Genomic DNA, 23,278 nt, shown 5'->3' on the forward strand with positions numbered 1-23,278 from the left:
GGGATAAGGAAGAATCGCACTTGTGGATGAAGTTGTGTTGGACTCAGGATTCAAAATTTCTCAATAGCCAGAACAGTAATATAAATGTTTATTATCAATAATTTAAGTGTCACTTTCTAGTTTTGAAAGTAGCACTTTTTACCTGAAAACCGTGGACAACTATGTGGATGACTGCAGTTTTCTGAGTTGTCCCCAGTACTACTGCTACTATCATCTATTTTAAGAATCTTTCTTAAGAGTAAGTGAAACGAGCGTTACACCCAGCCTCATCAAGCCGAACAGCGGATTTGACAGAGAGGCTGAGAAAGCTTAGCAACGGTTCAACCTTCATTCGAAGAGTGTTTTTCCAAGCCAATATTAAAAAGACCATGATAGTGGTCGGAGACTTAGTTTATGTCAGATGACGTCATATCTGAAACAGTGGTTACTGACCGCTTGAATCTCGCTGATCTCAAAGCGCAGAGCCCAAAAAACTTGCTGGCTTTGGCTGAAGAGCTGGAAATCGAAAACGCGTCGACCATGCGCAAGGGCGACATGATGTTTTCGATCCTCAAAGAGAGAGCTGAGGATGACTGGGTTATCGGCGGTGACGGTGTCTTGGAAGTGGTTCAAGACGGGTTCGGATTCTTAAGATCTCCGGAAGCAAACTATTTACCCGGCCCAGACGATATTTACGTTTCTCCTGATATGATCCGTTTGCATGCCCTGCGTACAGGCGACACGGTTGAGGGCGTAATAAAGGCTCCATTGGATACTGAACGTTATTTTGCGTTGACTAAGGTTGAGAAGATCAACTTTGAAGATCCAGAGCGGGCTCGCCATAAAGTCGCTTTTGAAAATCTGACACCTCTCTATCCAGATGAACGTCTGCAGATGGAAACAGCAGATCCTACGACCAAAGATCGTTCTGCGAGAATTATCGATTTGGTTGCGCCGATTGGTAAAGGTCAGCGGTCTTTGATCGTTGCGCCGCCTCGGACTGGTAAGACGGTTCTTTTGCAAAATATTGCGCATTCGATCGCGGCAAATCACCCAGAATGCTATTTGATTGTTCTGCTTATTGATGAACGCCCCGAAGAAGTTACGGACATGCAGCGTTCGGTTAAGGGTGAAGTTGTTTCTTCTACCTTTGATGAACCCGCGTCCCGTCACGTTGCTGTGTCCGAGATGGTGATCGAGAAAGCAAAACGCTTGGTAGAACATAAGCGGGACGTTGTTATCTTGCTGGACTCAATCACGCGCCTTGGTCGCGCCTTTAACACGACAGTTCCCTCGTCTGGTAAGGTTCTGACAGGTGGTGTTGATGCTAACGCTTTACAACGTCCTAAGCGCTTCTTTGGTGCTGCGCGAAATATTGAAGAAGGTGGATCGCTTACTATTATTGCGACTGCATTGATCGATACAGGTAGCCGGATGGACGAAGTGATCTTTGAAGAATTCAAAGGGACCGGTAACTCCGAAATCGTATTAGATCGTAAGATTGCCGATAAACGTGTCTTCCCAGCGATGGATATTTTGAAATCTGGTACGCGGAAAGAAGACCTTTTGGTCGACAAAATTGATCTGCAAAAGACTTACGTGCTGCGCCGGATTCTAAACCCGATGGGAACAACTGACGCTATCGAGTTCCTGATTTCGAAGTTGAAACAAACTAAGACAAATTCGGACTTCTTTGACTCTATGAACACGTAACTTATTGTTTATAAACAATGGGTTAATATGATGGATACGATTTTCGCACTTGCATCAGCAGCCGGTAAAGCTGGCGTTTCAATCATTCGCGTGTCTGGCCCAGATGCACTAACGGGTTGTGCAAAGATGGGTGCGACGTTGGGTACCCATGATAGAAAACTTGTTAAATTAGTCGCGGCAGATGGCGTCCTAATTGATCAGGCTTTTGCCATTAGCTTTGCAAAAGGGCGCAGCTTTACAGGTGAGCAGGTTGTAGAACTGCAAACACATGGTTCTCCGGCTATAGTTGCAGCCGTTTTGTCTCGCTTGTCTCAACTTGGAATGAGAGAGGCCGAAGCTGGCGAGTTTACACGGCGGGCCTTAGATAATGAGAAATTGGACCTTGCTCAAGTTGAAGGGTTAGCTGATCTGATTGATGCAGAGACTGAGAGCCAACGGCGTCAAGCGGTTCGTGTGTTCAATGGCGCATTGGGTGACCTCGCTGATGGATGGCGCAAAAAGCTGTTGCGAGCAGCGGCTTTACTGGAAGCGACAATTGATTTTGTCGATGAAGAGGTCCCTGTTGATGTTTATCCTGAGGTGAACGAGTTGGTCGACTCGGTTTCCAAAGAAGTACAGCACGAAGCATCTGGGGTGCGGGTTCGTGAAAGGGTCCGTGATGGATTCGAAGTTGCATTGGTTGGACCGCCAAACTCAGGAAAATCCACATTACTTAACCGATTGGCCGGTCGAGAGGCTGCAATAACGTCGAATATAGCCGGCACAACGCGTGATGTGATCGAAGTAAGAATGGATCTGGATGGCTTGGCTTTAACAGTCTTGGATACGGCTGGATTACGTTCGTCGGATGATGAATTGGAAGAGATTGGAATTGCGCGTGGTCGGGAACGGGCTGCGGCAGCAGATGTACGAATCCATCTCCTTGAGACGAGCGATTCCGAACGGGTATCAGGGTCCGATGGTTTGGACATCTTTGTTTTATCTAAGGTAGATAGCTGCGCTGATGAGCCGTCTATCTTGGGCATTTCCGGTGTGACCGGACAAGGTGTCGATGAGCTACTAGAGCAGGTTTCGTTATATTTAGGTAACCTGATTGCGGGTGCCGGTGTCGCGACTCGTTCTCGTCATGAAAAAGCGCTGACAGCTGCTGCGGGTGCTCTTGTTGATGTTTCGAGGTCATTAGGAGCTGGTGATAAGCCAGTGGATTTGTTGGCTGAAGATCTTCGTGTCGCTATCCGTTCTTTGGATAGCCTCATTGGCCGGATTGATGTAGAAAACGTTCTAGGTGAGATTTTTTCAAGTTTCTGTATCGGAAAGTAAGGATTGTTTCACGTGAAACACTCGGATTTTGATGTAATTGTAGTTGGCGGTGGACATGCCGGAACAGAAGCTGCCCATGCTTCTGCCCGAATGGGTGTGCGAACTCTATTAATAACCATGCGCGCGAGCGATATTGGTGTTATGTCTTGTAATCCAGCGATCGGCGGATTGGGTAAGGGGCATCTAGTTAGAGAAATTGATGCTCTAGATGGTGTAATGGGTTGCGCGGCTGACCATGCTGGAATTCAGTTTCGGTTGCTTAACCGTAAAAAAGGCCCAGCTGTACAGGGACCTAGAACTCAGGCGGATCGCGCGCTTTATCGGCAATCTATGCAGGACTTAACCGCGAATCGGTCCAATCTGACCGTTTCGGAGAATGAAGTCGTAGATCTGTCGATCGATGCTGGTAGGATAGCTGGTGTTGTCCTTAAGGACGGGTCGGAGGTTAACGCACAAGCAGTTATTCTAACATCGGGCACATTCCTTCGTGGTGTAATTCATATTGGAGATGTTTCTAGTTCCGGTGGTCGGATGGGAGATAGGCCATCTATCGCATTGGCTGAAAGGCTTGCGGAGCTAGATTTACCTATGGGGCGCCTAAAGACTGGTACGCCTCCTCGTTTGAATGGACGAACAATTGATTGGTCTGAGCTAGAGGAACAAGGCGCAGACGAAAAACCAGAGCTATTTTCTTTTTTACACAGAGGTCCGTTTGCGAAACAAATTTCCTGCGGCATCACCCACACGAACCCTCAAACCCATGATATAATTGAGAAGAACCTATCTCGCTCTGCGATGTACGGTGGCCATATCGATGGGGTTGGACCGAGATACTGTCCGTCAATTGAGGACAAAATTGTCCGTTTCGCAGACAAGAGCTCACATCAGATATTTCTTGAGCCAGAGAGCCTTTCAGACGACGTAATTTATCCGAATGGTATCTCTACGTCTCTGCCGATTGACGTTCAGGAAGATTATGTTCGATCTATAAAAGGGCTTAAACAAGCTGAGATTCTCCAGCCTGGCTATGCGATTGAGTACGATTATGTAGATCCGCGTAGTCTGAGCTTGGCTTTGGAGCTTAAGAAGCTACCGGGACTTTATCTTGCCGGGCAGATCAATGGTACTACTGGTTATGAAGAAGCAGCTGCACAAGGGCTAGTGGCCGGACTGAATGCTGCGTCGGTTGTTCAAGAGAAAGCGGCGGTGCAGTTTGATAGGTCAACATCTTATATTGGGGTCATGGTCGATGATCTGACCGTTCGTGGAGTATCCGAACCGTACAGAATGTTTACATCTCGTGCGGAATTCAGACTTTCCCTTCGTGCGGATAATGCTGATCAGCGTCTCACGGAATTCGGAAATACAGTCGGCTGCGTTGAAGCTGTCAGGTGGCAAGCCTTCAGTGAGAAGAAGGAATCGCTTTTGACATACAAAGAAATGCTGAAAGTCAGCTCGTTTTCGTCCCGTCAGCTAAATGAAGCTGGCGTCAAGATCAGCGTTGATGGCCCCAAGCGTAGTTTGTACGAAGCACTAACTATTGCGGGTACAGAAGTTAAGCAGTTAGGTTTATTGGATAAATCTTTACTGAAAATACCAGAAGATTTGGCTGTTCAGCTGGAGAGAGATGCTCTTTATGCCCATTATATTGATCGTCAGCGTAATGACGTCGCGGCTTTGAACCGTGACAAAGAAAAAGTTATCCCGAACAACTTGGACTATGACGTCATAACCAGCCTTTCCAATGAATTGAAAGCCAAACTAAAGGCGGCGATGCCGGATAATATGGCACAAGCGGCTAGGATCGATGGGATTACGCCAGCGGCCTTGATGCTGGTTGCAGCTGAGGTCAAGCGTTTGGAAAAACTGGATAAGGCATCATGACACAGTCTGGCAGGGTAATTGCTGACCTCGATGTTTCACGTGAAACAATGGAGAAGCTAGACCATTTTTCTATGCTACTTGAAAAGTGGACTAAGTCCATCAATCTCATCGCACCGAATACGGTATCAGAGATCTGGACGCGTCACATCGCCGATAGCGCGCAAATCCTTCAATATGCTCCTCCCAGATGGCGCAATTGGACTGACATGGGAAGCGGTGGGGGTCTGCCTGGGGTGGTAATTGCAATTTTGGACCCTGAAGATCGCCCAATGACACTCATCGAAAGCGATAAACGAAAATGCCTCTTTCTCAATACAGTACGTCGAGAGTTGTCACTAAATCTGAATGTGCTAAATGACAGGATTGAACAAGTTCAGATTGAGCATGCGTCAGTTCTAAGTTCGCGCGCCCTCGCGCCGCTTTCAGAATTGTTGTCTTTTGCCGAAAAACTCCTTGAACCCGATGGTATAGCCCTTTTTTCTAAGGGAGCGCGCTATCAGGAAGAGCTAGACCTAGCACGACAAGGTTGGCATTTTGACGTGTCGGCTCATCAAAGCGAAACTAACGCAGATGCGAGAATTCTCGAAATTTCAAGGATACGCCCCAGTGAATCTTAGTCGTACAACCCAGCCAAAAATCATTGCGGTTGCTAACCAAAAAGGTGGAGTCGGCAAGACAACAACGACAATAAACTTGGGAGCGGCACTTGCACAGGCGGGACGTCGAGTTTTGTTGATTGATCTTGACCCACAAGGAAATGCCTCAACTGGATTGGGAGTAGAATCCGCAGATCGAAATATAACAACTTACGATCTGTTAACCGGTGACGCGTTTCCAACCGAGTGTGCACAAGAAACAGAAGTTTCCAACCTACTTATTATTCCAGCAACAACTGATCTAAGTTCTGCGGATATTAGCTTGATGTCGAATGAGAAACGCAGCTACATGCTGCACGATGCGCTGCATCACCCAGATTTAGATCAGCTTGATGTAGACTACATACTGATAGATTGCCCGCCATCGCTGAACATTCTTACTGTAAATGCGATGATCGCGGCTAACTCCGTCGTTGTGCCCCTTCAAAGCGAGTTCTTTGCCCTAGAAGGACTTTCGCAGCTGATGCTGACCGTCCGCGAGGTCCGGCAAACGGCAAACCCGAACCTACGTATTGAGGGTGTTGTCCTGACAATGTTCGATAAGCGCAATAATTTATGCCAACAAGTCGAAGCTGACGCGCGTGAAAATCTAGGTGAACTCGTGTTTAATACAGTAATTCCAAGAAATGTGCGGTTGAGTGAAGCGCCTTCTTTCGCGTTATCCGTGATCGATTATGACCCTACTTCAAAAGGTTCTGTCGCATATCTCGCTCTCGCGGCGGAAATCATCGCCAAAGAAACGCCCCTGAAAACTAGGAGATCGAAATGAACAAGCCAAAGTCCCCAAATCGAGGCCTTGGACGAGGTCTTTCATCATTGATGTCCGATGTTAATCAAACACATGATGCTCCTTCTGATCGCCCACTGCGGTCAGAACAATCGTTGCCGATCGATCAAGTTTATCCAAATCCAGATCAGCCTAGACGCACGTTTGATGAGGAATCCCTGTCCGATCTGACAGCCTCGATCGCCGAGAAAGGGATTATTCAACCTCTCATCGTACGTAAAAGAGATTCCGATAGCGGCGCCTATGAGATTGTAGCTGGTGAGCGACGTTGGCGTGCAGCCCAGCGTGCCAAGCTTCATGAAGTCCCTGTAATTGTTCGTGATTTCAATGATGTGGAGGTCCTTGAGGTTGCCATCATTGAAAACATCCAACGCTCTGATCTTAACGCCATCGATGAAGCTGCTGGATATAAGCAATTGATGGAGAAGTTTGGACGAACTCAGGACGAGATGGGCAAAGCTCTTGGGAAAAGCCGGAGCCACATCGCGAATTCTGTCCGCTTGTTGACCTTACCAAGTAGCGTTCAAGCATTTCTTGAAGACGGCCGATTATCTGCTGGGCATGCACGGGCACTGGTTGGTCACCCGGACGCAGACGCTCTTGCTGCGGAGATAGTCAAAAAGGGCCTTTCAGTACGCGACGCAGAAAGATTGAGTAAGAAAGACAAGTCAAAGCTGACAATGCCAGCGCGCAAAAAACCTGCGCCTAAAGATGCAGACACGGTGCAGATTGAAAACGAACTTGGAGCGAATCTCGGTATGAAGGTCAGCATTTCTCACGCTGACGGAAAAGAAAACGGGCAGATTGTCTTGAACTACCGGAACCTTGAGCAACTAGATGATCTCCTCCGCCTTTTGTCAGGAAGCTAATCCGACAAAAGGTTGGCAATAATTGCGTTCAGAACTGGCCGACCTTGATTTGTTACGGTTAGCCGGTTCGACTTACAATCTAGGTGACCAATTTCTTTTAAGTCATTGATTAGGTTTGTTTTTTCATGAATCCATGACTCAGGTAACACGATGCCCTGGCTCATCCGCAATCCCATCAAGATACGCTCTTCTGTAATCGCTTCTGAAGACAGAGGGTTATTGATCAAGTCGCCGCCGGATCCAGTCTCGACGCGTCCAATCCAGTCTCCGGGCATTTTGGCTGAAACAGTCTCGAAACGATCGCCATTCACGGTCAATCGACCGTGGGCACCAGGCCCGATTCCGGCCCAATCTCCGGAGTTCCAATAGATGAGGTTATGCCGACTTTCCTGACCTTCTTTCGCATGATTAGACACCTCATACGCCGGAAGCCCCGCAGCATTACAAATCCCTTGTGTGGTATCCCAAAGATCGGCACTAAGATCTTCGTCTGGCAAGTCACGCAGCAAACCACGCTTAAACCGATCTCCAAATGCTGTGCCGTCCTCGATGGTCAATTGATACAACGACAAGTGGTCGGGATCTAAACTAAGGGCGCGATAAAGCTCCTCTTCCCATTGTGAAACTGATTGCCCTTGTCTTGCGTAAATCAGGTCAAAGCTAACGCGCTCGAAAATGTTTCGAGCGAGGTCGATGGCTAACAAGGCTTCGTCGGCTGAATGTAGTCGCCCAAGGGCCTTAAGATCCGGATCGTTTAGCGCTTGTACGCCAATTGAAACGCGGTTCACCCCTGCTCCATGATAACCTGCAAACCGGTCGGCCTCGATGGATGTCGGGTTGGCCTCTAAGGTGACCTCAAGGTCATTGGCGAGCCTCCAATGTTTCCGGACGCGGTTCAGAATTCGCTCAACCGTCGAAACATCCATGAGGCTTGGAGTGCCACCGCCAAAAAAGATAGAGTTCAAAACTCTATCCGAGGTAAGCGCTGCAACACGATCGATCTCTGTTTCGAAGGCTGCCGCCCATCGCACTTGATCTATCGATGCCACTACATGGGAATTAAAATCGCAATACGGGCATTTCGCTTGGCAGAATGGCCAGTGGATATATAGGCCAAAGCCACCTTCAGGCAAAACAGCCCTCGATCAATTTCTTGAACGCGTCGGCACGGTGGCTGATCTTGTTCTTTTCCCAACGATCCATTTCTCCAAACGTAATGTCGTAACCGTCGGGTTGAAAGATCGGGTCATATCCGTGGCCTTGATCGCCCCGCATTGGCCAAACGAGCTGACCAGGCATTACGCCTTCAAAGACTTCATCGTGTCCGTCTGGCCAAGCTAAAACTAAACAGCAACGAAACTGTGCGGACCGTGGAAACGACGCTTTGCGCTCTTCCAGTTCATTCCAAGTTCGAGTCATTGCCATAACAAAATCACGGCCGTTGGGCGTTTCGGCCCAATCAGCAGTGTAGACTCCTGGTGCTCCACCTAAGCCATCAACGGTAATCCCGCTGTCATCCGAAAGGGCTGGTAATCCAGTTGCAGCAACCGCAGCACGAGCCTTGATCCGCGCGTTTCCGGTAAAAGTGGTTTCCGTCTCTTCTGGTTCTGGAAGCCCGTGGTCCGCATTTGAAGAAACCGAAACGCCAAAGGGCTTTAACAAATCGGCAATCTCCTCCAGCTTTCCCTGATTGTGTGTCGCGATCAGAAGCTCGGTTCCGTTGAACTTTCTCATTAGCTGACTGCCGCAATCTGGGCCGCACTCAATTCAGCAATGCCTTTATCTGCCAGTTCCATCATCGCATTCATTTGATCACGGCTGAATGTTGAACCTTCAGCTGACATCTGAATTTCGATGAGCTTGTCGCTCGACATGACGAAATTTCCATCCACGCCAGCTTCTGAGTCTTCTGGATAGTCTAAATCAAGAACTGACTGACCCGCATAAACACCGCAAGACACTGCCGCTACAGGCACCGCTAATGGATCCGATGTAACATCACCCGCCTTCATCAACTTGTTTACGGCCAATTTCAAAGCAACCCAACCACCCGTAATTGATGCGCAACGCGTTCCGCCATCTGCTTGAATGACATCGCAATCGACAACGATTTGCCGTTCGCCCAATGCAACACGGTCCACACCTGCCCGCAATGAGCGGCCAATTAAACGCTGAATTTCCTGAGTTCGACCGCTTTGACCGTTCTTTGCTTCACGTCGCATCCGAGTGTTCGTTGCACGAGGCAGCATCCCATACTCAGCCGTGACCCAACCAAGGCCAGAGTTCTTGATAAATGATGGAACGCGCTCATCAATTGAAGCAGTACAAAGCACATGAGTGTCGCCGCATTTAATAAGGCAGGACCCTTCCGCATGGCGTGTAACATTCGTTTCGATCGAAACTTTCCGCATTTCGTCGATTTTTCTTCCGGAGGGGCGCATTGCATGTCCTTTCTTAGGTTTCTCATCGGATACGCCGCGACGCTCGTAATTCCAACCCCGATTGACCTTTGTCGCGCACAGGGGTCTAACTACCCTCGCCCCAAGGATTGCCACGATGTCTGATCAATTGCCCAATCTTGATGACATGAACGCTCGCTCTCGCGAGGTGTTTCGACGTGTTGTTGAGGGTTATCTAGAATCTGGCCTGCCGGTAGGTTCACGAACGCTAACGCGAAGCCTCTCTGAACAAGTCAGCGCCGCGACCATTCGCAATGTTATGCAAGACCTTGAACACTTAGGCTTACTAGACAGCCCTCACATCAGTGCTGGTCGGATCCCTACTCAACAAGGGCTACGTATGTTTGTTGACGGTCTTCTTGAGGTCGGTGACATGGATGGTGATGATCGTGCTAAAATAGATCAAACACTTGGCGGTAATGATGACGACGTTGGGACCTTGCTTGACCGCGTTGGGTCGGCACTCTCTGGGGTGACTCACGGCGCAAGTCTGGTTCTCACCCCAAAACACGAAGCCCCAATTAGGCACGTCGAATTTGTAAGTCTTGCCGCGGACCGTGCGCTTGTTGTTTTGGTGTTCGCTGATGGACATGTTGAGAACCGTGTCTTCACTCCACCACCTGGGCAGACTCCCTCATCAATGCGAGAAGCAGCGAACTTTATTAACTTCGTAGCTGAGGGCCGAACTTTGTCTGAACTCGGCAACGCAATTGCCCATGAAGTGCAGAATAGACGCCAAGAAATCGATGTTTTAGCTCGCGAGCTCATCAATACGGGTGCTGCGATGTGGGAGAACAAGGGCGAATCAACCGAACGACTTATTGTTCGTGGGCGTGGAAACTTGATCACAGACGAGGATGAAGCCGATCTCGACCGGATTCGTACCCTGTTTGACGACCTCGAACGCAAACGTGATATCGCTGATTTCCTTGAATTGACGGACCAAGGCGAAGGCGTTCGCATTTTCATTGGCTCGGAGAACAAACTTTTCTCACTTTCGGGTTCATCTTTGGTGGTTTCTCCTTATATGAACGCTGATCGAAAGATCGTCGGCGCGGTTGGTGTCATTGGACCCACCCGCCTCAACTACGGGCGCATTGTGCCCATCGTGGATTATACCGCGCAGCTGGTCGGGAAACTGATTCAGGACCGCGGATAGGGAATGCTGGATTATGGCTGACAAAGACAACAACGACCAATTTCTTGATGACATCATGGCGGAAACCGATCTCGGTCCAGAAGACGAAATGACCTTGGATGAAATGGTCGCCGAGAGTGACGATATTGTAGCTCTAAAGACTGAAATCGCTGAGCTCAAAGATGGGTATATGCGGGCCCTCGCTGATGTAGAAAATTCGCGCAAGCGGGCTGATCGCGATCGGCGCGAAGCTGAAAACTACGGCGGTTCTCGCCTCGCTCGCGATTTGCTGCCGGTTTATGACAACCTGACGCGCGCGCTTCAGATGGCGAAAGAAGACGGCAAAGAAGGCGACAAGGCTTTGCTGGAAGGCGTTGAGCTTACAATGCGCGAACTGATTGGCGTCTTTAAGAAGCACGGCATTGATCCGATCGTCCCGGAAGTCGGCGACAAGTTTGATCCACAGTTCCACGAAGCAATGTTCGAAGCCCCCCTACCCGGCACTAAGGCTGGCGACATCATCCAAGTGGCAAACACTGGTTTCATGTTGCATGACCGCTTGTTGCGTCCTGCACAGGTTGGCGTGTCTTCTACTCCGAAGTCTTAATCAACCCACGAAGCTCGTAGATCAAATCCAAGGCATCCTTGGGCGAAAGATCATCTGGCAACACGTTTTTAAGCCGCGCCTCCACTTCGGATGGCGCGGTTTTTTGTGGAACAGGTGCTGGAGTCGCACTGAATAAGGGTAAGTCATCGATGACTGCTTTTTGCTGTCCCTCACGCTCGCCTTTTTCCAACGCTTCAAGCACCACCTTCGCGCGGTCGACAACAGTTTTGGGTAGGCCAGCCAAACGGGCGACTTGTACACCGTAGGATCGGTCTGCGGTGCCACGTTTGACTTCATGTAGGAAGATTACGTCGCCTTCCCATTCTTTCACCGTCACCGTCGCATTGGCTACGTTGTCTAGCTTGTCAGACAGCCCAGTCATTTCGTGATAGTGTGTCGCAAACAAAGCGCGACACCGGTTTACTTCATGCAGGTGTTCTAGTGTTGCCCATGCGATCGACAGGCCATCATACGTTGCCGTGCCACGGCCGATTTCGTCCAAGATCACCAATGCGCGGTCATCTGCCTGATTGAGAATGGCTGCGGTTTCAACCATCTCTACCATAAATGTCGATTGTCCCTTGCTCAGATCATCGGACGCGCCAACCCGGCTGAAAATCTGACTAACAATTCCGATTTTGGCGTCCTTTGCTGGAACGAATGCCCCCATCTGCGCAAGGATCGCGATCACCGCATTCTGCCGTAGGTAAGTCGATTTACCAGCCATGTTCGGACCGGTGAGCAGCCAGATAGATTCATCACTAAGGTTACAATCATTCGCCACGAACGGAGTACCGCTGGGTGCAAGTGCTGCCTCTACAACCGGATGACGGCCTTCGGAGATCGTGAATTCCCGTTCGTTTGTCAGGATCGGACGAACCCAATTTTCTTCTCGTGCCAGTCGTGCCAGTGCCGCGCTAAGATCAAATTCCGCCAAACCACGGGCCAAAGTAAACAACGGCGCAGATTGGCCGAGTATTTCGGTACTTAAGGTGGAATAGAGCCGTTTTTCGATTTCCAAGCACCGGCCACCAGCGTTCAGGATCCGGGTTTCCAATTCTGACAGCTCGATCGTGGTGAATCTAACTTGGTTTGCTGTGGTTTGCCGATGAATATAGGTTTCTGACAGCGGCGCAGAGAGCATCTTTTCCGCATGGGTGGCTGTCACTTCGACAAAGTAGCCTAGAACATTGTTGTGTTTGATTTTCAGTGCAGAGACGCCTGTTTCATCGGCATAGCGCCCTTGCAAACCGGCAATAATAGACCGGCCTTCGTCCCTTAAAGAACGATATTCATCCAGTTCTGTGTCGTACCCTGTCGCGATGAACCCACCATCGCGGGCAAGCAGTGGCGGTTCGGCAACGAGTGCGGAGTCTAGCAAATCCAACAATGGCTCCTGCCCTGTTAGATCTTTGGCAGCTTGCACCAAGACATCGGGCATTTCGGAGGGTAGTGCGTCAGAAATCAGCCCCGCTTGGCTGATTGCGTTGCGTACGGCTGCCATATCTCTAGGTCCGCCGCGCTCAAGGGAAAGGCGTGATAATGCACGATCCAGATCGGGAACTTCGCGCAACCGATCTTCTAGCAAAGCACCGACGTCAGCCCGTTCCAAGCACCACGAGATTGCATCATGGCGGGCGGATATTTGGCCTAAATCGCGAGAGGGCGAGGAAAGTCGACGTTCCAGCAGTCGTGCCCCTGCTGACGTTGATGTACGGTCAATTACGGATAGCAATGACCCTGCTCGCCCACCGTTCATCCCACGGACCAACTCCAAAGATTTACGCGTCGCTGCGTCGATCCGCATAGCAGCTTCGCGCTTTTCACGGATTGGTGGACGTAGCAGCGGCAGTTTCCCTTTTTGAGTGATCTCAAGATATTCGACAATTGCTGCCATCGCTGCGATTTCGGCGCGGTCGAAAGCCCCAAAACCTTCCAGAGATCCGACAGAATAGACACTAATAAGGCGCTTTTCACCATTCGTGCTATCAAATGCCGCATTACCCAAGGTCGTGACAGCAGCGCCAGAATCTTCGATGATCGAACTGAATTCGTCTTCACCAGCTTCACTCAGAAGTACTTCCTTGGGCCCCAAACGCGCCAATTCCGGCCCAAGTTCGGACGCTTTGCAGCTCAGGACTGAAAACGCTCCTGTAGAGATATCAACCCAAGCCAAGGCCCCTTCCCCGCGCACATCAGCATAGGCTGCTAAAAAGTTGTGTCGACGCGCATCAAGTAATGCATCCTCAGTCAAAGTTCCGGGCGTAACGACCCGCGTTACACCGCGTTTAACGACGGATTTGTAACCGCGTTTCTTTGCTTCAGCGGGGCTTTCAAGTTGTTCGCAAACTGCAACCCGATGTCCCTTGCGGATCAGAGTTAGAAAATACCCTTCGGCGGCATGATGCGGTACGCCACACATCGCGATGTCTTCGCCCAAGTGTTTTCCACGTTTCGTGAGAGCAATATCGAGCGCCCCAGCCGCTGCAACAGCGTCATCGAAGAACAATTCATAGAAATCGCCCATACGATAAAACAGCAGCGCGTCCGGATGGTCGGCTTTGATCTCAAGATATTGCGCCATCATCGGCGTCACAGTGCTGCTCATGTGTCCCCCCAATGGCCGCTGATGCAACCTAATGGCCATATGTTAGCGACGAAAGTCCAAAATCCGCCCATTGCGGGGAACATTCGCGCCCCCTATCAAGGCTCAGACTTAAGGGAGAGAAACATGGCCAGCAATCGGATCACACGAGAGGACGCTCTAGCGTTCCATTTGGAACCCACACCGGGCAAATGGGAAATCAACGCGACTGTTCCTATGACCACTCAACGTGATCTATCACTTGCGTATTCTCCGGGTGTGGCTGTTCCATGTGAAGACATCGCCGAGAATCCTGAGTTGGCATATGACTACACCAACAAAGGCAACCTAGTTGCAGTGATTTCGAACGGAACGGCTGTTTTGGGCCTTGGAAATCTAGGCGCGCTGGGCTCAAAGCCAGTGATGGAAGGTAAGGCGGTTCTGTTTAAACGGTTCGCTGACGTGAACTCGATCGACATTGAACTCGATACTGAAGACCCAGATGCGTTTTGTAATGCGGTCCGCCTCATGGGGCCGACGTTTGGCGGCATCAACCTCGAAGATATCAAAGCGCCGGAATGTTTCATCATCGAACAACGGCTCAAGGAAGAAATGGACATCCCAGTCTTTCATGATGACCAACACGGAACAGCAGTGATTTGCGCTGCTGGCTTGATCAATGCCTTGTATATCTCGGGCAAGAAAATTGAGGACGTTAAGATCGTGCTCAATGGGGCAGGCGCTGCGGGTATCGCATGCATTGAGTTGTTGAAGTCCATGGGTGCCAAACACGAGCATTGTATCGTTTGTGACACAAAGGGGGTGATCTATCAGGGTCGTACCGACGGCATGAACCAATGGAAGTCCGCCCATGCTGTCAAAACTGAATTACGCAGTCTTGAAGACGCGATGAAAGGCGCGGACGTGTTTCTGGGCGTTTCGGCCAAGGGCGCTGTTACGCCGGAAATGGTTGCCGATATGGCTGATAATCCAGTCATCTTTGCGATGGCGAACCCTGATCCAGAGATCACACCGGAAGAAGCTCACGCTGTACGGGTCGATGCGATCGTTGCGACAGGTCGCAGTGATTACCCCAATCAGGTAAACAACGTGTTGGGCTTCCCGTATTTGTTCCGCGGCGCTCTCGACATCCACGCAAGAGCGATCAACGATGAAATGAAGATCGCTTGCGCTCATGCGCTTGCCCAGCTCGCCCGCGAAGACGTCCCAGACGAAGTGGCGATGGCATATGGTAAGAAGCTAACCTTTGGACGAGATTACATCATCCCAACGCCATTTGATCCCCGTTTGATCCATGTTGTACCGCCAGCCGTTGCGCGCGCAGGGATGGATACTGGTGTTGCGCGTCGCCCTATCGTCGACATCGAAGGGTATGAGGAATCTCTCAAGACTCGCATGGATCCAACGGCAAGTATTCTACGTGGGATCAACACGCGTGCTCGTGCGAACCAACATACGATTGTCTTTGCTGAAGGCGACGATCCGCGTGTTCTTAGGGCGGCTGTTCAATATCAACGCTCAGGCTTTGGGCGTGCTCTTGTGGTCGGGCGAGAAGATGATGTGAAAGAGAAGCTCATCGCAGCTGGCCTTGGGGATGCGGTACGTGAATTGCGTGTTGTGAATGCAGCAAACACTGAGCACCTGGACAGCTATAAATCCTATCTTTACGACCGTTTGCAGCGCAAAGGTTATGATCGGCACGATATTCATCGTCTGGCATCGCGTGATCGTCACGTCTTTGCATCTTTGATGCTTGCACATGGTCATGCGGACGGAATGGTAACTGGTGCGACGCGTAAATCTGCCCATGTTCTTGAGTTGATTAACCACGTCTTTGATGCGGGTCCCCAAGATGGTGCAGTTGGCGTTACCGCCGTGCTTAACAAAGGCCGGATTGTTCTTATCTCTGATACGCTTGTTCATGAATGGCCCGATGAAAATGGACTAGCGGATATCGCTGAACAGAGTGCCCATATCGCGCGTCGTCTTGGTCTTGAACCTCGCGTTGCGTTCGCTTCTTTTTCGACTTTTGGGTACCCGGTATCTGAAAGAGCAGAGAAGATGCACCTTGCAACGGACGTACTTGACGCTCGCGGCGTTGATTTCGAGTACGATGGCGAGATGACCGTCGATGTTGCGTTGAATGCCAAGGCGCAGGAACACTACCCGTTTTGCCGTCTAACTGGACCAGCCAACATTCTGGTTGTGCCGGCTCGTCACTCTGCTTCGATCTCGGTCAAGCTGATGCAGGAAATGGCTGGTGCGACGGTGATTGGGCCGATTTTGGCGGGCATCGATAAACCAATCCAGATATGTTCTACGGGCAGCACGGTGAACGACATTTTGAACATGGCTGTCCTTGCGTCGAGCACGGCGACATAACAATGACCATTTGGAACCTTGGTGGAATCAATGCGGACTACGTTTATGGAGTGCCACATATACCGGCGCCAGGTGAAACGTTGGACGCCGTGTCACGACAGGTATTCTTGGGCGGTAAGGGGGCAAACATGTCCGTCGCGGCGTCGCGAGCGGGTGCACATGTTGCGCATATTGGTGCTGTTGGGCCTGATGGGCGCTGGGCGGTTGATAGATTGATGGAGTATGGCGTTGATACACGCGCCATAAAATTCATAGAAACTGAAACAGCCCATGCGATGATCTTTGTCGCAGATGATGGTGAGAATGGTATTGTTGTTTACCCTGGTGCGAACCGCGAGATCCCTCAGGCAACTCTGAACCAGTCTCTAACACTGGCAAAAACAGGCGACTGGTTTGTTACACAGAACGAAGTGAACATGCAGCTTGATGCCGTGAAGCTCGCCAAAAAGATGGGTTTAAGAACGGCCTATGCTGCGGCGCCATTTGATGCAGAGGTCACCATGTCGCTTCTGCCTCATCTTGATTTTCTTATTCTAAATGAAATCGAATCTGATCAGTTGCGGGACGCGACAGGGCAGGGACCAGAAGATCTGCCAGTCAAAGACATCATTGTGACGCTAGGCGCAAAGGGTGCGAAGTGGTTCGGCGAAGAAAGCCCCGTTCATGTTCCGTCGTTTGAAGTGACACCTGTTGATACCACTGGGGCGGGCGATACCTTTACTGGATATGTTCTGGCTGGGCTCGACCGCGGTCAACCCATCCTTCAAGCAATGCAGTTCGCATCAAAGGCTGCGGCAATCATGGTCACGCGGCGTGGCACTGCCGACGTGATCCCTGATCTGGCGGATGTCCAAGCGTTTAGTGGTTGATAAACGGAGCGTTGCGGCCCCAAAGCTCTTCGACCCGCGCATCACGGCCGCATGCCTCACGGTAGAATGCGTAAGCTTCGGCCTCAGTTTTAATGCCACCGCGTGTGATAACTCGATTTTGCCCTTTGTAATAATCTTGATGGTACTCTTCCGCATCATAGAACGCGGACAATGGTAGGATCGGGGTCACTATTCGCTGACCAAGAGCAGATTGAGCAGACGCGAGTGCGGCCTCTGCGATCTGCTGTTCTGCAGTGTTAGAGACGAAAATTGCGGTCCGATAGCTATCGCCGCGATCACAAAACTGTCCACCTGCATCCGTTGGATCTACAGACCGAAAGAACAGATCAAAAATCTGCCGTGCGCTGACCTGATCAGCGTCATAGCGAATTTCGACCGCCTCATAATGACCGGTTCCGCCACCAGTTACTTGCCGATATGTTGGGTTCGCTGTCGAACCGCCAGTGTAGCCTGATGTCACCTCTGCCACGCCACGAACTTTTTCAAAGTCGCTTTCGACGCACCAGAAACACCCGCCCGCGACAGTAATCGTTTGCATGTCGCGTGCTTCGACTCTGCCGGCTTGCATCAACGTTGCAGCACCGATGGCCGCGGCCAACGCGATTGTTTTTAATTTTCGTGACGTCGTCATCATGGAATATCTCCTTTGCCAGTAACAATCGCGGCAAAGGTGATCGTGCGCAATTCACTGCAGCGTGTGCTCACGCGCAGTTTACCACTCGCAACTTTCCAGCAGGGCTCAAACTGGGCCAGCAGAGCGATCTAACGAATGTTGATCGCTCTGCTAGCGCTTATTTTGTACGCTTGTCGCGTGCAGCGAGTAGTTTCAGGCGCAGCGCGTTTAACTGAATGAATCCCGCGGCATCTTTCTGGTCATATGCGCCTGCATCGTCTTCGAACGTAACATGTGCTTCGGAATAGAGGCTGAACTCAGACGCACGTGCGACGGTTTTTGCGGAGCCTTTGTAGAGCTTCAGCGTTACTGTTCCGGTCACATGTTCTTGTGACTTGTCGATTGCGGCCTGAAGCATTTCACGCTCTGGCGAATACCAGAAGCCATTGTAAATCAGTTCCGCATAACGAGGCATAAGCTCGTCTTTCAGGTGTGCCGCGCCGCGATCCAACGTGATCGATTCGATGCCACGGTGTGCTTCCAAAAGCAGCGTGCCGCCTGGTGTTTCATAGACTCCACGAGATTTCATGCCGACGAAACGGCCCTCAACCAAATCAAGGCGACCACATCCGTGCTTGCCGCCAAGTTCGTTAAGTTTGGTCAGGATTTCGGCAGGTGACATGCCGGTGCCGTTGATTGAAACTGCGTCGCCTTTTTCAAAACCGATCTCAACAAACTCAGGATCGTTAGGTGCATCTTCAGGCGCAACTGTGCGTTGATAAACGTAATCCGGCGCGATCTCAGCAGGATCTTCCAGAACTTTGCCTTCGGAAGATGTGTGCAACAGATTTGCATCAACGGAAAACGGCGCTTCGCCGCGTTTGTCTTTGGCCACTTGAATTTGATGCGCTTCAGCGAATTCCAGAAGTTTTGTACGGCTGGACAAATCCCATTCACGCCATGGCGCAATCACTTTGATATCTGGGTTCAGCGCATATGCGGCCAACTCGAAGCGCACTTGATCGTTGCCTTTGCCCGTCGCGCCATGCGCCACGGCGTCCGCACCAACTTCTTCAGCGATCTCAACCAGTCGCTTTGAAATCAAAGGGCGCGCAATTGACGTACCCAAAAGGTAAAGGCCTTCGTAGACGGCATTTGCACGGAACATTGGGAAGACAAAATCGCGTACAAACTCTTCACGAACATCTTCGATGTAGATGTTTTTTTCAGGGATCCCCATGTCCAACGCTTTCTTGCGGGCGGGTTCCAGTTCTTCGCCCTGACCGAGGTCGGCGGTAAATGTTACGACTTCGCAGCCGTATTCCGTTTGCAGCCATTTCAGAATGATTGACGTGTCCAAGCCACCTGAATAGGCAAGTACGACTTTTTTGGGTGCAGACATTGGAGAACTCCTAAGCGTTGATCGCCAGCGGGTTACTCCGATTTCTGGGTTAGAGCAAGCTGGCTACGAAGTCAGCGTCGCCTTCATTGCTTAGAAGGGTAGGGGCTTGACGCATTGGGACCCAAATGGCGGTGTGCAATTCTTCCAATGGCGGGCCATAACAATAGGTCGGTTCGGCCCAATAAATCGCGCAAATCTTTTCCGCCCACATGTCGTACTCCGGCATGTAAACAAAGCGTTTGTATGCGCCAATCCGCGTTGGGCGCGTCATGCGCCAACCGGTTTCTTCCATCACTTCACGGTGCAAAGCTGGAATAACATGTTCACCCGCATCGATTCCGCCACCAGGCAGCTGTATTTCAGGGTGCTTAAGGCGTGCGCCATCTTGCTCTGTTAGCAGTAAATCATTCCCTCTTTGAAGGATCACATATGCGCCTGGGCGCGGCCTATAGCGCATAGCGGGGTCAACTCGATCGCCGTATCTTCGCATCTTACCCTTTTTGCCTGTCTTGTGGCACCTATATGGACGCGGTATGCCAATCCTCGACTTGTTAGGAAAGCCCTATGAACACTGCATCTAAAATTGCTTGGGACGATACCGTCCTGCCATTCCAGCTCGACGACTCTGACATTCGTGGTCGTGTGGCCCGTCTCGATGGTGTGCTGGATCAAGTCCTTTCCCAACATAATTATCCTCCAGCCGTTGAAGCCTTGGTTGCAGAAATGGCTTTACTTACCGCGTTGATCGGCCAAACGATCAAACTGCGTTGGAAGCTATCACTACAAGTCCGCGGCGATGGCCCAGCGCGATTAATTGCGACGGATTACTATGGCCCTACGAAAGATGGGAAACCCGGAAAAATCCGCGCGTACGCGAGTTACGATAAAGACAAGATTGACCCAACGGGCGACGCGTTCTCGCAAATCGGCAAGGGCTACTTTGCTATTCTCATCGATCAAGGTGAGGGGACGACACCGTATCAAGGGATTACTCCAATCGCTGGTGGGTCTCTGTCTGCTTGTGCGGAAGCGTACTTTGCACAAAGCGAGCAACTGCCTACGGCGTTTCAACTTACGTACGGCAAGTCTTCCGTGCCGGGCGGCCAAGAGTCGTGGCGTGCGGGTGGGATCATGCTGCAATCCATGCCTAAGGCCTCCCCATCGGTTGCGGATGATGCAACAGGCGAAGAAGGATTGCTAAGCGCAACCGACATCTTAGATGAAGACGAAGGCGAAAACTGGAACCGCGCTACGACCCATCTGAGAACAGCGGAAGAGCTGGAACTGATCGGCCCAAGTGTGCAGCCTACGGAGCTGTTGGTGCGATTGTTTCACGAAGATCAACCAAGGGTCTTTGACGCGCAGCCCGTCGAATTCGGATGTTCCTGCTCGCCCGAAAAGGTGCGCCAATCACTGTCGATCTATTCGGCTCGAGATATCGCTCATATGACGACGGACGAGAATACCGTTACTGCGGACTGCCAGTTTTGCGGTGCCCACTACGAATTCCAGCCAAACACGCTGGGGTTCGAGGCGACCGAAGGCCCAGATGCTAAATCCTGACGCTCTAGAACATTCGCTTCGTCGTGCAGTCGAAAACGTGCGGCAAGCGTCTTCGGATTTTGATCTTAATCCGGAACTGGCGTCGCCTGAAGCGCGCATCTTAAAACCTGCTGCTGTCTTGGTGGCGGTAAGCATGGATGGCCAACTCATTCTGACAAAACGATCTGCCCAGCTGAAACATCACGCTGGGCAGATCGCGTTTGCGGGGGGGCGTAAGGACGACACCGATCGCGACTTGGCACATACTGCTCTGCGGGAGGCCCATGAGGAAATTGGCCTTAGGCCGGAGTCCGTCCAAGTGATTGGAACACTGCCAAATCATGAGACCGTGACAAATTATGCGATAACCCCGGTTGTAGGTTTGGTTCCATCAGCCTTAGACTTCGTTGCAGAACCAGGAGAGGTGGCCGAGGTTTTTACCGTGCCACTGGTTCATGTGCTGAATACTGACAACTATTCAGTCGAGGGTCGTTGGTGGCGCGGACAAAAACGTCAGTATTACGTGGTGCCTTTTGGGCCATATTACATCTGGGGAGCAACTGCGCGCATTCTTCGAGGTTTGGCGGAGGGTGCTAAATGAGCGATGGAAAGCAATCGTTTTGGGACGCCTCTGGCGCGTTAACGAACATCGGGCAGCCGCGTTGGTTGGTGGACGAAGCTTTGCAAACTTTGATGGCGGCATTCGAAGATCAAGGACACAAGATCTATGCGGTTGGCGGGTGTGTGCGGGACACGGTGTTAGAAAGGGCGGTTTCGGATGTTGACCTAAGTACGGACGCTTTGCCGGATGTGACAACCGAGATCGTTGAACAACTGACGACCCGAAAAACCTCGTGGAAAGCGATCCCCACTGGACTTGAGCACGGAACGATTACCGCGGTCGCACCAAATGGTGCCGGAACATTTGAGATTACAACGTTTCGGAAAGACATAGATACCGATGGCCGTCACGCTACGGTTGCGTATTCTAAAGACATAGTAGACGACGCAATGCGTCGCGACTTTACCATCAACGCTTTTTATTCGGACCGGCGTGGCAAAGTTCACGATCTTGTCGGTGGATCAACCGACCTCAAGGCGCGACGTGTTCGTTTTATTGGTGATCCCCTGAAACGTATCGAAGAAGACTACCTAAGGATCTTAAGGTTCTTTCGCTTTACCGCCTCCATCGGCAATCGGAATGAAGGGATTGATGCAGAAGGGCTCTCAGCTTGCGCCCAGCTTGCCGAGGGACTCGAGGGCGTCTCTCGTGAACGGATTGGCATGGAAATGACCCGATTGATTGCACAGTTTGATGTCGCGCCGATTATCGGCTCGATGGAACAGTCCGGCGTCCTGAATCGTATCCTGCCGGGTGCATCTGTTTTGACGCTCGCGCGACTGATTGATCTTGAAGAAACCTACCCGATCGAAGGACGCATGCTTCCGCCTATGGATGTTCCGACGCGGCTTGCATCACTGGGTTGCGAAGACATTGCGGATCGGTTGCGGCTCTCGAATGTGGACGCCAGAAAACTAAACCTTGTTCACGCAGAAGCGGGCTTAATGAAGCCACCGCACGAGCTTGGGTATCTTTACGGGTATTGGACTGCAGTGCATTGTCTCCTTTTGCGATGGGCGTCGTTAATGCAGCCATTTGACAGTTCTGTTCTTGCCGATGTTACTATTGGGGCGAACGCAGAGTTTCCGATCAAAGCCCAAGACCTGATGCCAGCGTTCGAAGGTAAGGCGCTAGGTGATCGACTCAAGCATCTTGAAACTGTTTGGATCCGCGCTCGGTTCGAGGTTTCCAAAGCGGACCTTTTGGCCATGCCATGACCGTGCTCATCGGATTTGTGTTTTTTGGGCTATTCTCACCGGGGCCAAACGTAATCCTGTTGACGACATCGGGCGCTCGTTTCGGATTTCGTGCGACGTTACCACATCTCTTGGGGGTTGCGCTTGGTGTTGGCGTCATCGCGTTTGTAACAGCATTGGGCCTCGGGGCATTGCTTGAGGGTGCCCCGCGAATGAGGTTTGCGCTGACCATTGTCGCTGCGTGCTGGATACTCTGGATGGCCTGGAAATTATGGAACGCACCGCCTTCTCAAGCTCATGGCAAAGAACGACCGTTTAGCTTTATTGAAGCGGTACTTTTCCAATGGGTGAACCCGAAAATTTGGGCCGTTGCACTGTCTGCATCGATGCTTGTTCCCGAACTTGCCCCAATAGCCCAAGCATGCACTTTGGCGATTACGTTCAGCGTAACCAATCTGTTTGTCTGTTTGTTTTGGACCTACGCAGGTAGCTTACTAAAATCCCTTCTTGTTGACCCGATCAAGTGGCAGATTTTCATGCGTGGGATGGCGTTGGCTTTGGTTTGTTTCTCTGCACTGGTTTTCTTGTAGGGATTGCGATCTATTCAGGGGCGA

21 protein-coding genes are annotated in these 23,278 nt (G+C 50.9%); 14 read left to right on the top strand and 7 right to left on the bottom strand.

Annotated elements, in window-relative coordinates; genetic code table 11:
• Positions 1-420 precede the first annotated feature (420 nt).
• The 6 genes from rho to L0666_RS13645 are packed head-to-tail and all read left to right on the top strand — an operon-like array spanning position 421 to position 7,208.
• Entirely contained in the window at positions 421-1,692 is a 1,272-nt protein-coding gene (rho, locus tag L0666_RS13620) for a transcription termination factor Rho (protein ID WP_235262217.1), read from the top strand.
• A gap of 30 nt (positions 1,693-1,722) precedes the next feature.
• The gene (gene mnmE / locus L0666_RS13625; protein ID WP_235262218.1) at positions 1,723-3,012 is read left to right on the top strand and encodes a tRNA uridine-5-carboxymethylaminomethyl(34) synthesis GTPase MnmE; all 1,290 of its coding nucleotides are present in this window, start codon (positions 1,723-1,725) and stop codon (positions 3,010-3,012) included.
• A 3-nt stretch (positions 3,013-3,015) separates the two neighbouring features.
• Positions 3,016-4,896 (top strand): tRNA uridine-5-carboxymethylaminomethyl(34) synthesis enzyme MnmG, encoded by a 1,881-nt coding sequence (mnmG, locus tag L0666_RS13630; RefSeq protein ID WP_235261936.1) that lies wholly within the window; start codon positions 3,016-3,018, stop codon positions 4,894-4,896.
• Positions 4,893-5,513 (top strand): 16S rRNA (guanine(527)-N(7))-methyltransferase RsmG, encoded by a 621-nt coding sequence (gene rsmG / locus L0666_RS13635; protein ID WP_235261937.1) that lies wholly within the window; start codon positions 4,893-4,895, stop codon positions 5,511-5,513. The genes mnmG and rsmG overlap by 4 nt, the downstream gene beginning before the upstream one ends.
• Positions 5,503-6,321, top strand: a complete 819-nt coding sequence (locus tag L0666_RS13640; protein ID WP_235261938.1) for a ParA family protein — start codon at positions 5,503-5,505, stop codon at positions 6,319-6,321. Before rsmG ends, L0666_RS13640 begins: the two co-directional genes overlap by 11 nt.
• Positions 6,318-7,208: a ParB/RepB/Spo0J family partition protein gene (locus L0666_RS13645; protein WP_235261939.1), complete on the top strand. Its 891-nt coding sequence runs from the start codon at positions 6,318-6,320 to the stop codon at positions 7,206-7,208. Before L0666_RS13640 ends, L0666_RS13645 begins: the two co-directional genes overlap by 4 nt.
• Here the strand turns inward: L0666_RS13645 and hemW are convergent.
• The 3 genes from hemW to rph are packed head-to-tail and all read right to left on the bottom strand — an operon-like array spanning position 7,205 to position 9,649.
• Positions 7,205-8,341 carry a radical SAM family heme chaperone HemW gene (gene hemW / locus L0666_RS13650; protein ID WP_235261940.1) on the bottom strand — a complete coding sequence of 379 codons (1,137 nt, stop codon included), beginning with the start codon at positions 8,339-8,341 and terminating at the stop codon, positions 7,205-7,207. The genes L0666_RS13645 and hemW overlap by 4 nt on opposite strands.
• Positions 8,334-8,942, bottom strand: coding sequence for an RdgB/HAM1 family non-canonical purine NTP pyrophosphatase (gene rdgB, locus L0666_RS13655; protein ID WP_235261941.1), 609 nt, complete (start codon positions 8,940-8,942; stop codon positions 8,334-8,336). Before rdgB ends, hemW begins: the two co-directional genes overlap by 8 nt.
• A complete protein-coding gene (gene rph / locus L0666_RS13660; RefSeq protein ID WP_235261942.1) occupies positions 8,942-9,649 on the bottom strand; it encodes a ribonuclease PH in 708 nt (235 codons plus the stop codon). The genes rdgB and rph overlap by 1 nt, the downstream gene beginning before the upstream one ends.
• A gap of 115 nt (positions 9,650-9,764) precedes the next feature.
• On the opposite strand from rph, the gene hrcA reads away from it, so the two are divergent.
• Entirely contained in the window at positions 9,765-10,826 is a 1,062-nt protein-coding gene (gene hrcA / locus L0666_RS13665) for a heat-inducible transcriptional repressor HrcA (protein ID WP_235261943.1), read from the top strand.
• Positions 10,827-10,839: 13 nt separating this feature from the next.
• Positions 10,840-11,412: a nucleotide exchange factor GrpE gene (locus L0666_RS13670; protein ID WP_216035886.1), complete on the top strand. Its 573-nt coding sequence runs from the start codon at positions 10,840-10,842 to the stop codon at positions 11,410-11,412.
• Here the strand turns inward: L0666_RS13670 and mutS are convergent.
• Positions 11,396-14,020, bottom strand: a complete 2,625-nt coding sequence (gene mutS, locus L0666_RS13675; protein ID WP_235261944.1) for a DNA mismatch repair protein MutS — start codon at positions 14,018-14,020, stop codon at positions 11,396-11,398. The genes L0666_RS13670 and mutS overlap by 17 nt on opposite strands.
• Positions 14,021-14,143: 123 nt before the next feature.
• On the opposite strand from mutS, the gene L0666_RS13680 reads away from it, so the two are divergent.
• Both L0666_RS13680 and L0666_RS13685 read left to right on the top strand, forming a co-directional pair.
• On the top strand, positions 14,144-16,399 hold the full coding sequence (locus L0666_RS13680; RefSeq protein ID WP_235261945.1) for an NADP-dependent malic enzyme: 2,256 nt from the start codon (positions 14,144-14,146) through the stop codon (positions 16,397-16,399).
• Positions 16,400-16,401: 2 nt separating this feature from the next.
• Entirely contained in the window at positions 16,402-17,268 is an 867-nt protein-coding gene (locus L0666_RS13685; protein WP_235261946.1) for a ribokinase, read from the top strand.
• Here L0666_RS13685 and msrA read toward each other — a convergent pair.
• The 3 genes from msrA to L0666_RS13700 all read right to left on the bottom strand — a co-directional run bounded on the left by msrA (position 17,258) and on the right by L0666_RS13700 (position 19,794).
• Positions 17,258-17,920, bottom strand: coding sequence for a peptide-methionine (S)-S-oxide reductase MsrA (gene msrA / locus L0666_RS13690; RefSeq protein ID WP_418887996.1), 663 nt, complete (start codon positions 17,918-17,920; stop codon positions 17,258-17,260). The two genes, L0666_RS13685 and msrA, sit on opposite strands and share 11 nt — an antisense overlap.
• A gap of 160 nt (positions 17,921-18,080) precedes the next feature.
• The gene (locus L0666_RS13695; RefSeq protein WP_235261948.1) at positions 18,081-19,304 is read right to left on the bottom strand and encodes an argininosuccinate synthase; all 1,224 of its coding nucleotides are present in this window, start codon (positions 19,302-19,304) and stop codon (positions 18,081-18,083) included.
• A 49-nt stretch (positions 19,305-19,353) separates the two neighbouring features.
• Positions 19,354-19,794 (bottom strand): NUDIX domain-containing protein, encoded by a 441-nt coding sequence (locus L0666_RS13700; RefSeq protein WP_235261949.1) that lies wholly within the window; start codon positions 19,792-19,794, stop codon positions 19,354-19,356.
• 74 nt (positions 19,795-19,868) lie between these two features.
• Between L0666_RS13700 and hslO the strand changes: the two genes are divergently transcribed.
• From hslO to L0666_RS13720, 4 genes are read left to right on the top strand one after another with little or no spacing between them, the layout of a single operon-like run.
• Positions 19,869-20,867, top strand: coding sequence for an Hsp33 family molecular chaperone HslO (gene hslO, locus L0666_RS13705; protein ID WP_235261950.1), 999 nt, complete (start codon positions 19,869-19,871; stop codon positions 20,865-20,867).
• Positions 20,854-21,447: a CoA pyrophosphatase gene (locus L0666_RS13710; RefSeq protein WP_235261951.1), complete on the top strand. Its 594-nt coding sequence runs from the start codon at positions 20,854-20,856 to the stop codon at positions 21,445-21,447. The genes hslO and L0666_RS13710 overlap by 14 nt, the downstream gene beginning before the upstream one ends.
• Entirely contained in the window at positions 21,444-22,685 is a 1,242-nt protein-coding gene (locus L0666_RS13715) for a CCA tRNA nucleotidyltransferase (protein WP_235261952.1), read from the top strand. The genes L0666_RS13710 and L0666_RS13715 overlap by 4 nt, the downstream gene beginning before the upstream one ends.
• On the top strand, positions 22,682-23,254 hold the full coding sequence (locus L0666_RS13720) for a LysE family translocator (protein WP_235261953.1): 573 nt from the start codon (positions 22,682-22,684) through the stop codon (positions 23,252-23,254). Before L0666_RS13715 ends, L0666_RS13720 begins: the two co-directional genes overlap by 4 nt.
• Positions 23,255-23,278: the final 24 nt, after the last annotated feature.

Source organism: Octadecabacter algicola (genome assembly GCF_021532625.1).
In the GTDB taxonomy this organism is placed as follows: domain Bacteria; phylum Pseudomonadota; class Alphaproteobacteria; order Rhodobacterales; family Rhodobacteraceae; genus Octadecabacter; species Octadecabacter algicola.

Coding starts and splice junctions, on each gene's coding strand:
- L0666_RS13680 (WP_235261945.1), top strand. CDS start 14,144: ATGGCCAGCAATCGGATCACACGAGAGGACGCTCTAGCGTTCCATTTG.
- L0666_RS13710 (WP_235261951.1), top strand. CDS start 20,854: ATGCTAAATCCTGACGCTCTAGAACATTCGCTTCGTCGTGCAGTCGAA.
- L0666_RS13685 (WP_235261946.1), top strand. CDS start 16,402: ATGACCATTTGGAACCTTGGTGGAATCAATGCGGACTACGTTTATGGA.
- L0666_RS13720 (WP_235261953.1), top strand. CDS start 22,682: ATGACCGTGCTCATCGGATTTGTGTTTTTTGGGCTATTCTCACCGGGG.
- rsmG (WP_235261937.1), top strand. CDS start 4,893: ATGACACAGTCTGGCAGGGTAATTGCTGACCTCGATGTTTCACGTGAA.
- L0666_RS13715 (WP_235261952.1), top strand. CDS start 21,444: ATGAGCGATGGAAAGCAATCGTTTTGGGACGCCTCTGGCGCGTTAACG.
- mnmE (WP_235262218.1), top strand. CDS start 1,723: ATGGATACGATTTTCGCACTTGCATCAGCAGCCGGTAAAGCTGGCGTT.
- L0666_RS13700 (WP_235261949.1), bottom strand. CDS start 19,794: ATGCGAAGATACGGCGATCGAGTTGACCCCGCTATGCGCTATAGGCCG.
- L0666_RS13645 (WP_235261939.1), top strand. CDS start 6,318: ATGAACAAGCCAAAGTCCCCAAATCGAGGCCTTGGACGAGGTCTTTCA.
- mutS (WP_235261944.1), bottom strand. CDS start 14,020: ATGAGCAGCACTGTGACGCCGATGATGGCGCAATATCTTGAGATCAAA.
- hrcA (WP_235261943.1), top strand. CDS start 9,765: ATGTCTGATCAATTGCCCAATCTTGATGACATGAACGCTCGCTCTCGC.
- hslO (WP_235261950.1), top strand. CDS start 19,869: ATGAACACTGCATCTAAAATTGCTTGGGACGATACCGTCCTGCCATTC.
- L0666_RS13670 (WP_216035886.1), top strand. CDS start 10,840: ATGGCTGACAAAGACAACAACGACCAATTTCTTGATGACATCATGGCG.
- rdgB (WP_235261941.1), bottom strand. CDS start 8,942: ATGAGAAAGTTCAACGGAACCGAGCTTCTGATCGCGACACACAATCAG.
- L0666_RS13695 (WP_235261948.1), bottom strand. CDS start 19,304: ATGTCTGCACCCAAAAAAGTCGTACTTGCCTATTCAGGTGGCTTGGAC.
- rph (WP_235261942.1), bottom strand. CDS start 9,649: ATGCGCCCCTCCGGAAGAAAAATCGACGAAATGCGGAAAGTTTCGATC.
- msrA (WP_418887996.1), bottom strand. CDS start 17,920: ATGACGACGTCACGAAAATTAAAAACAATCGCGTTGGCCGCGGCCATC.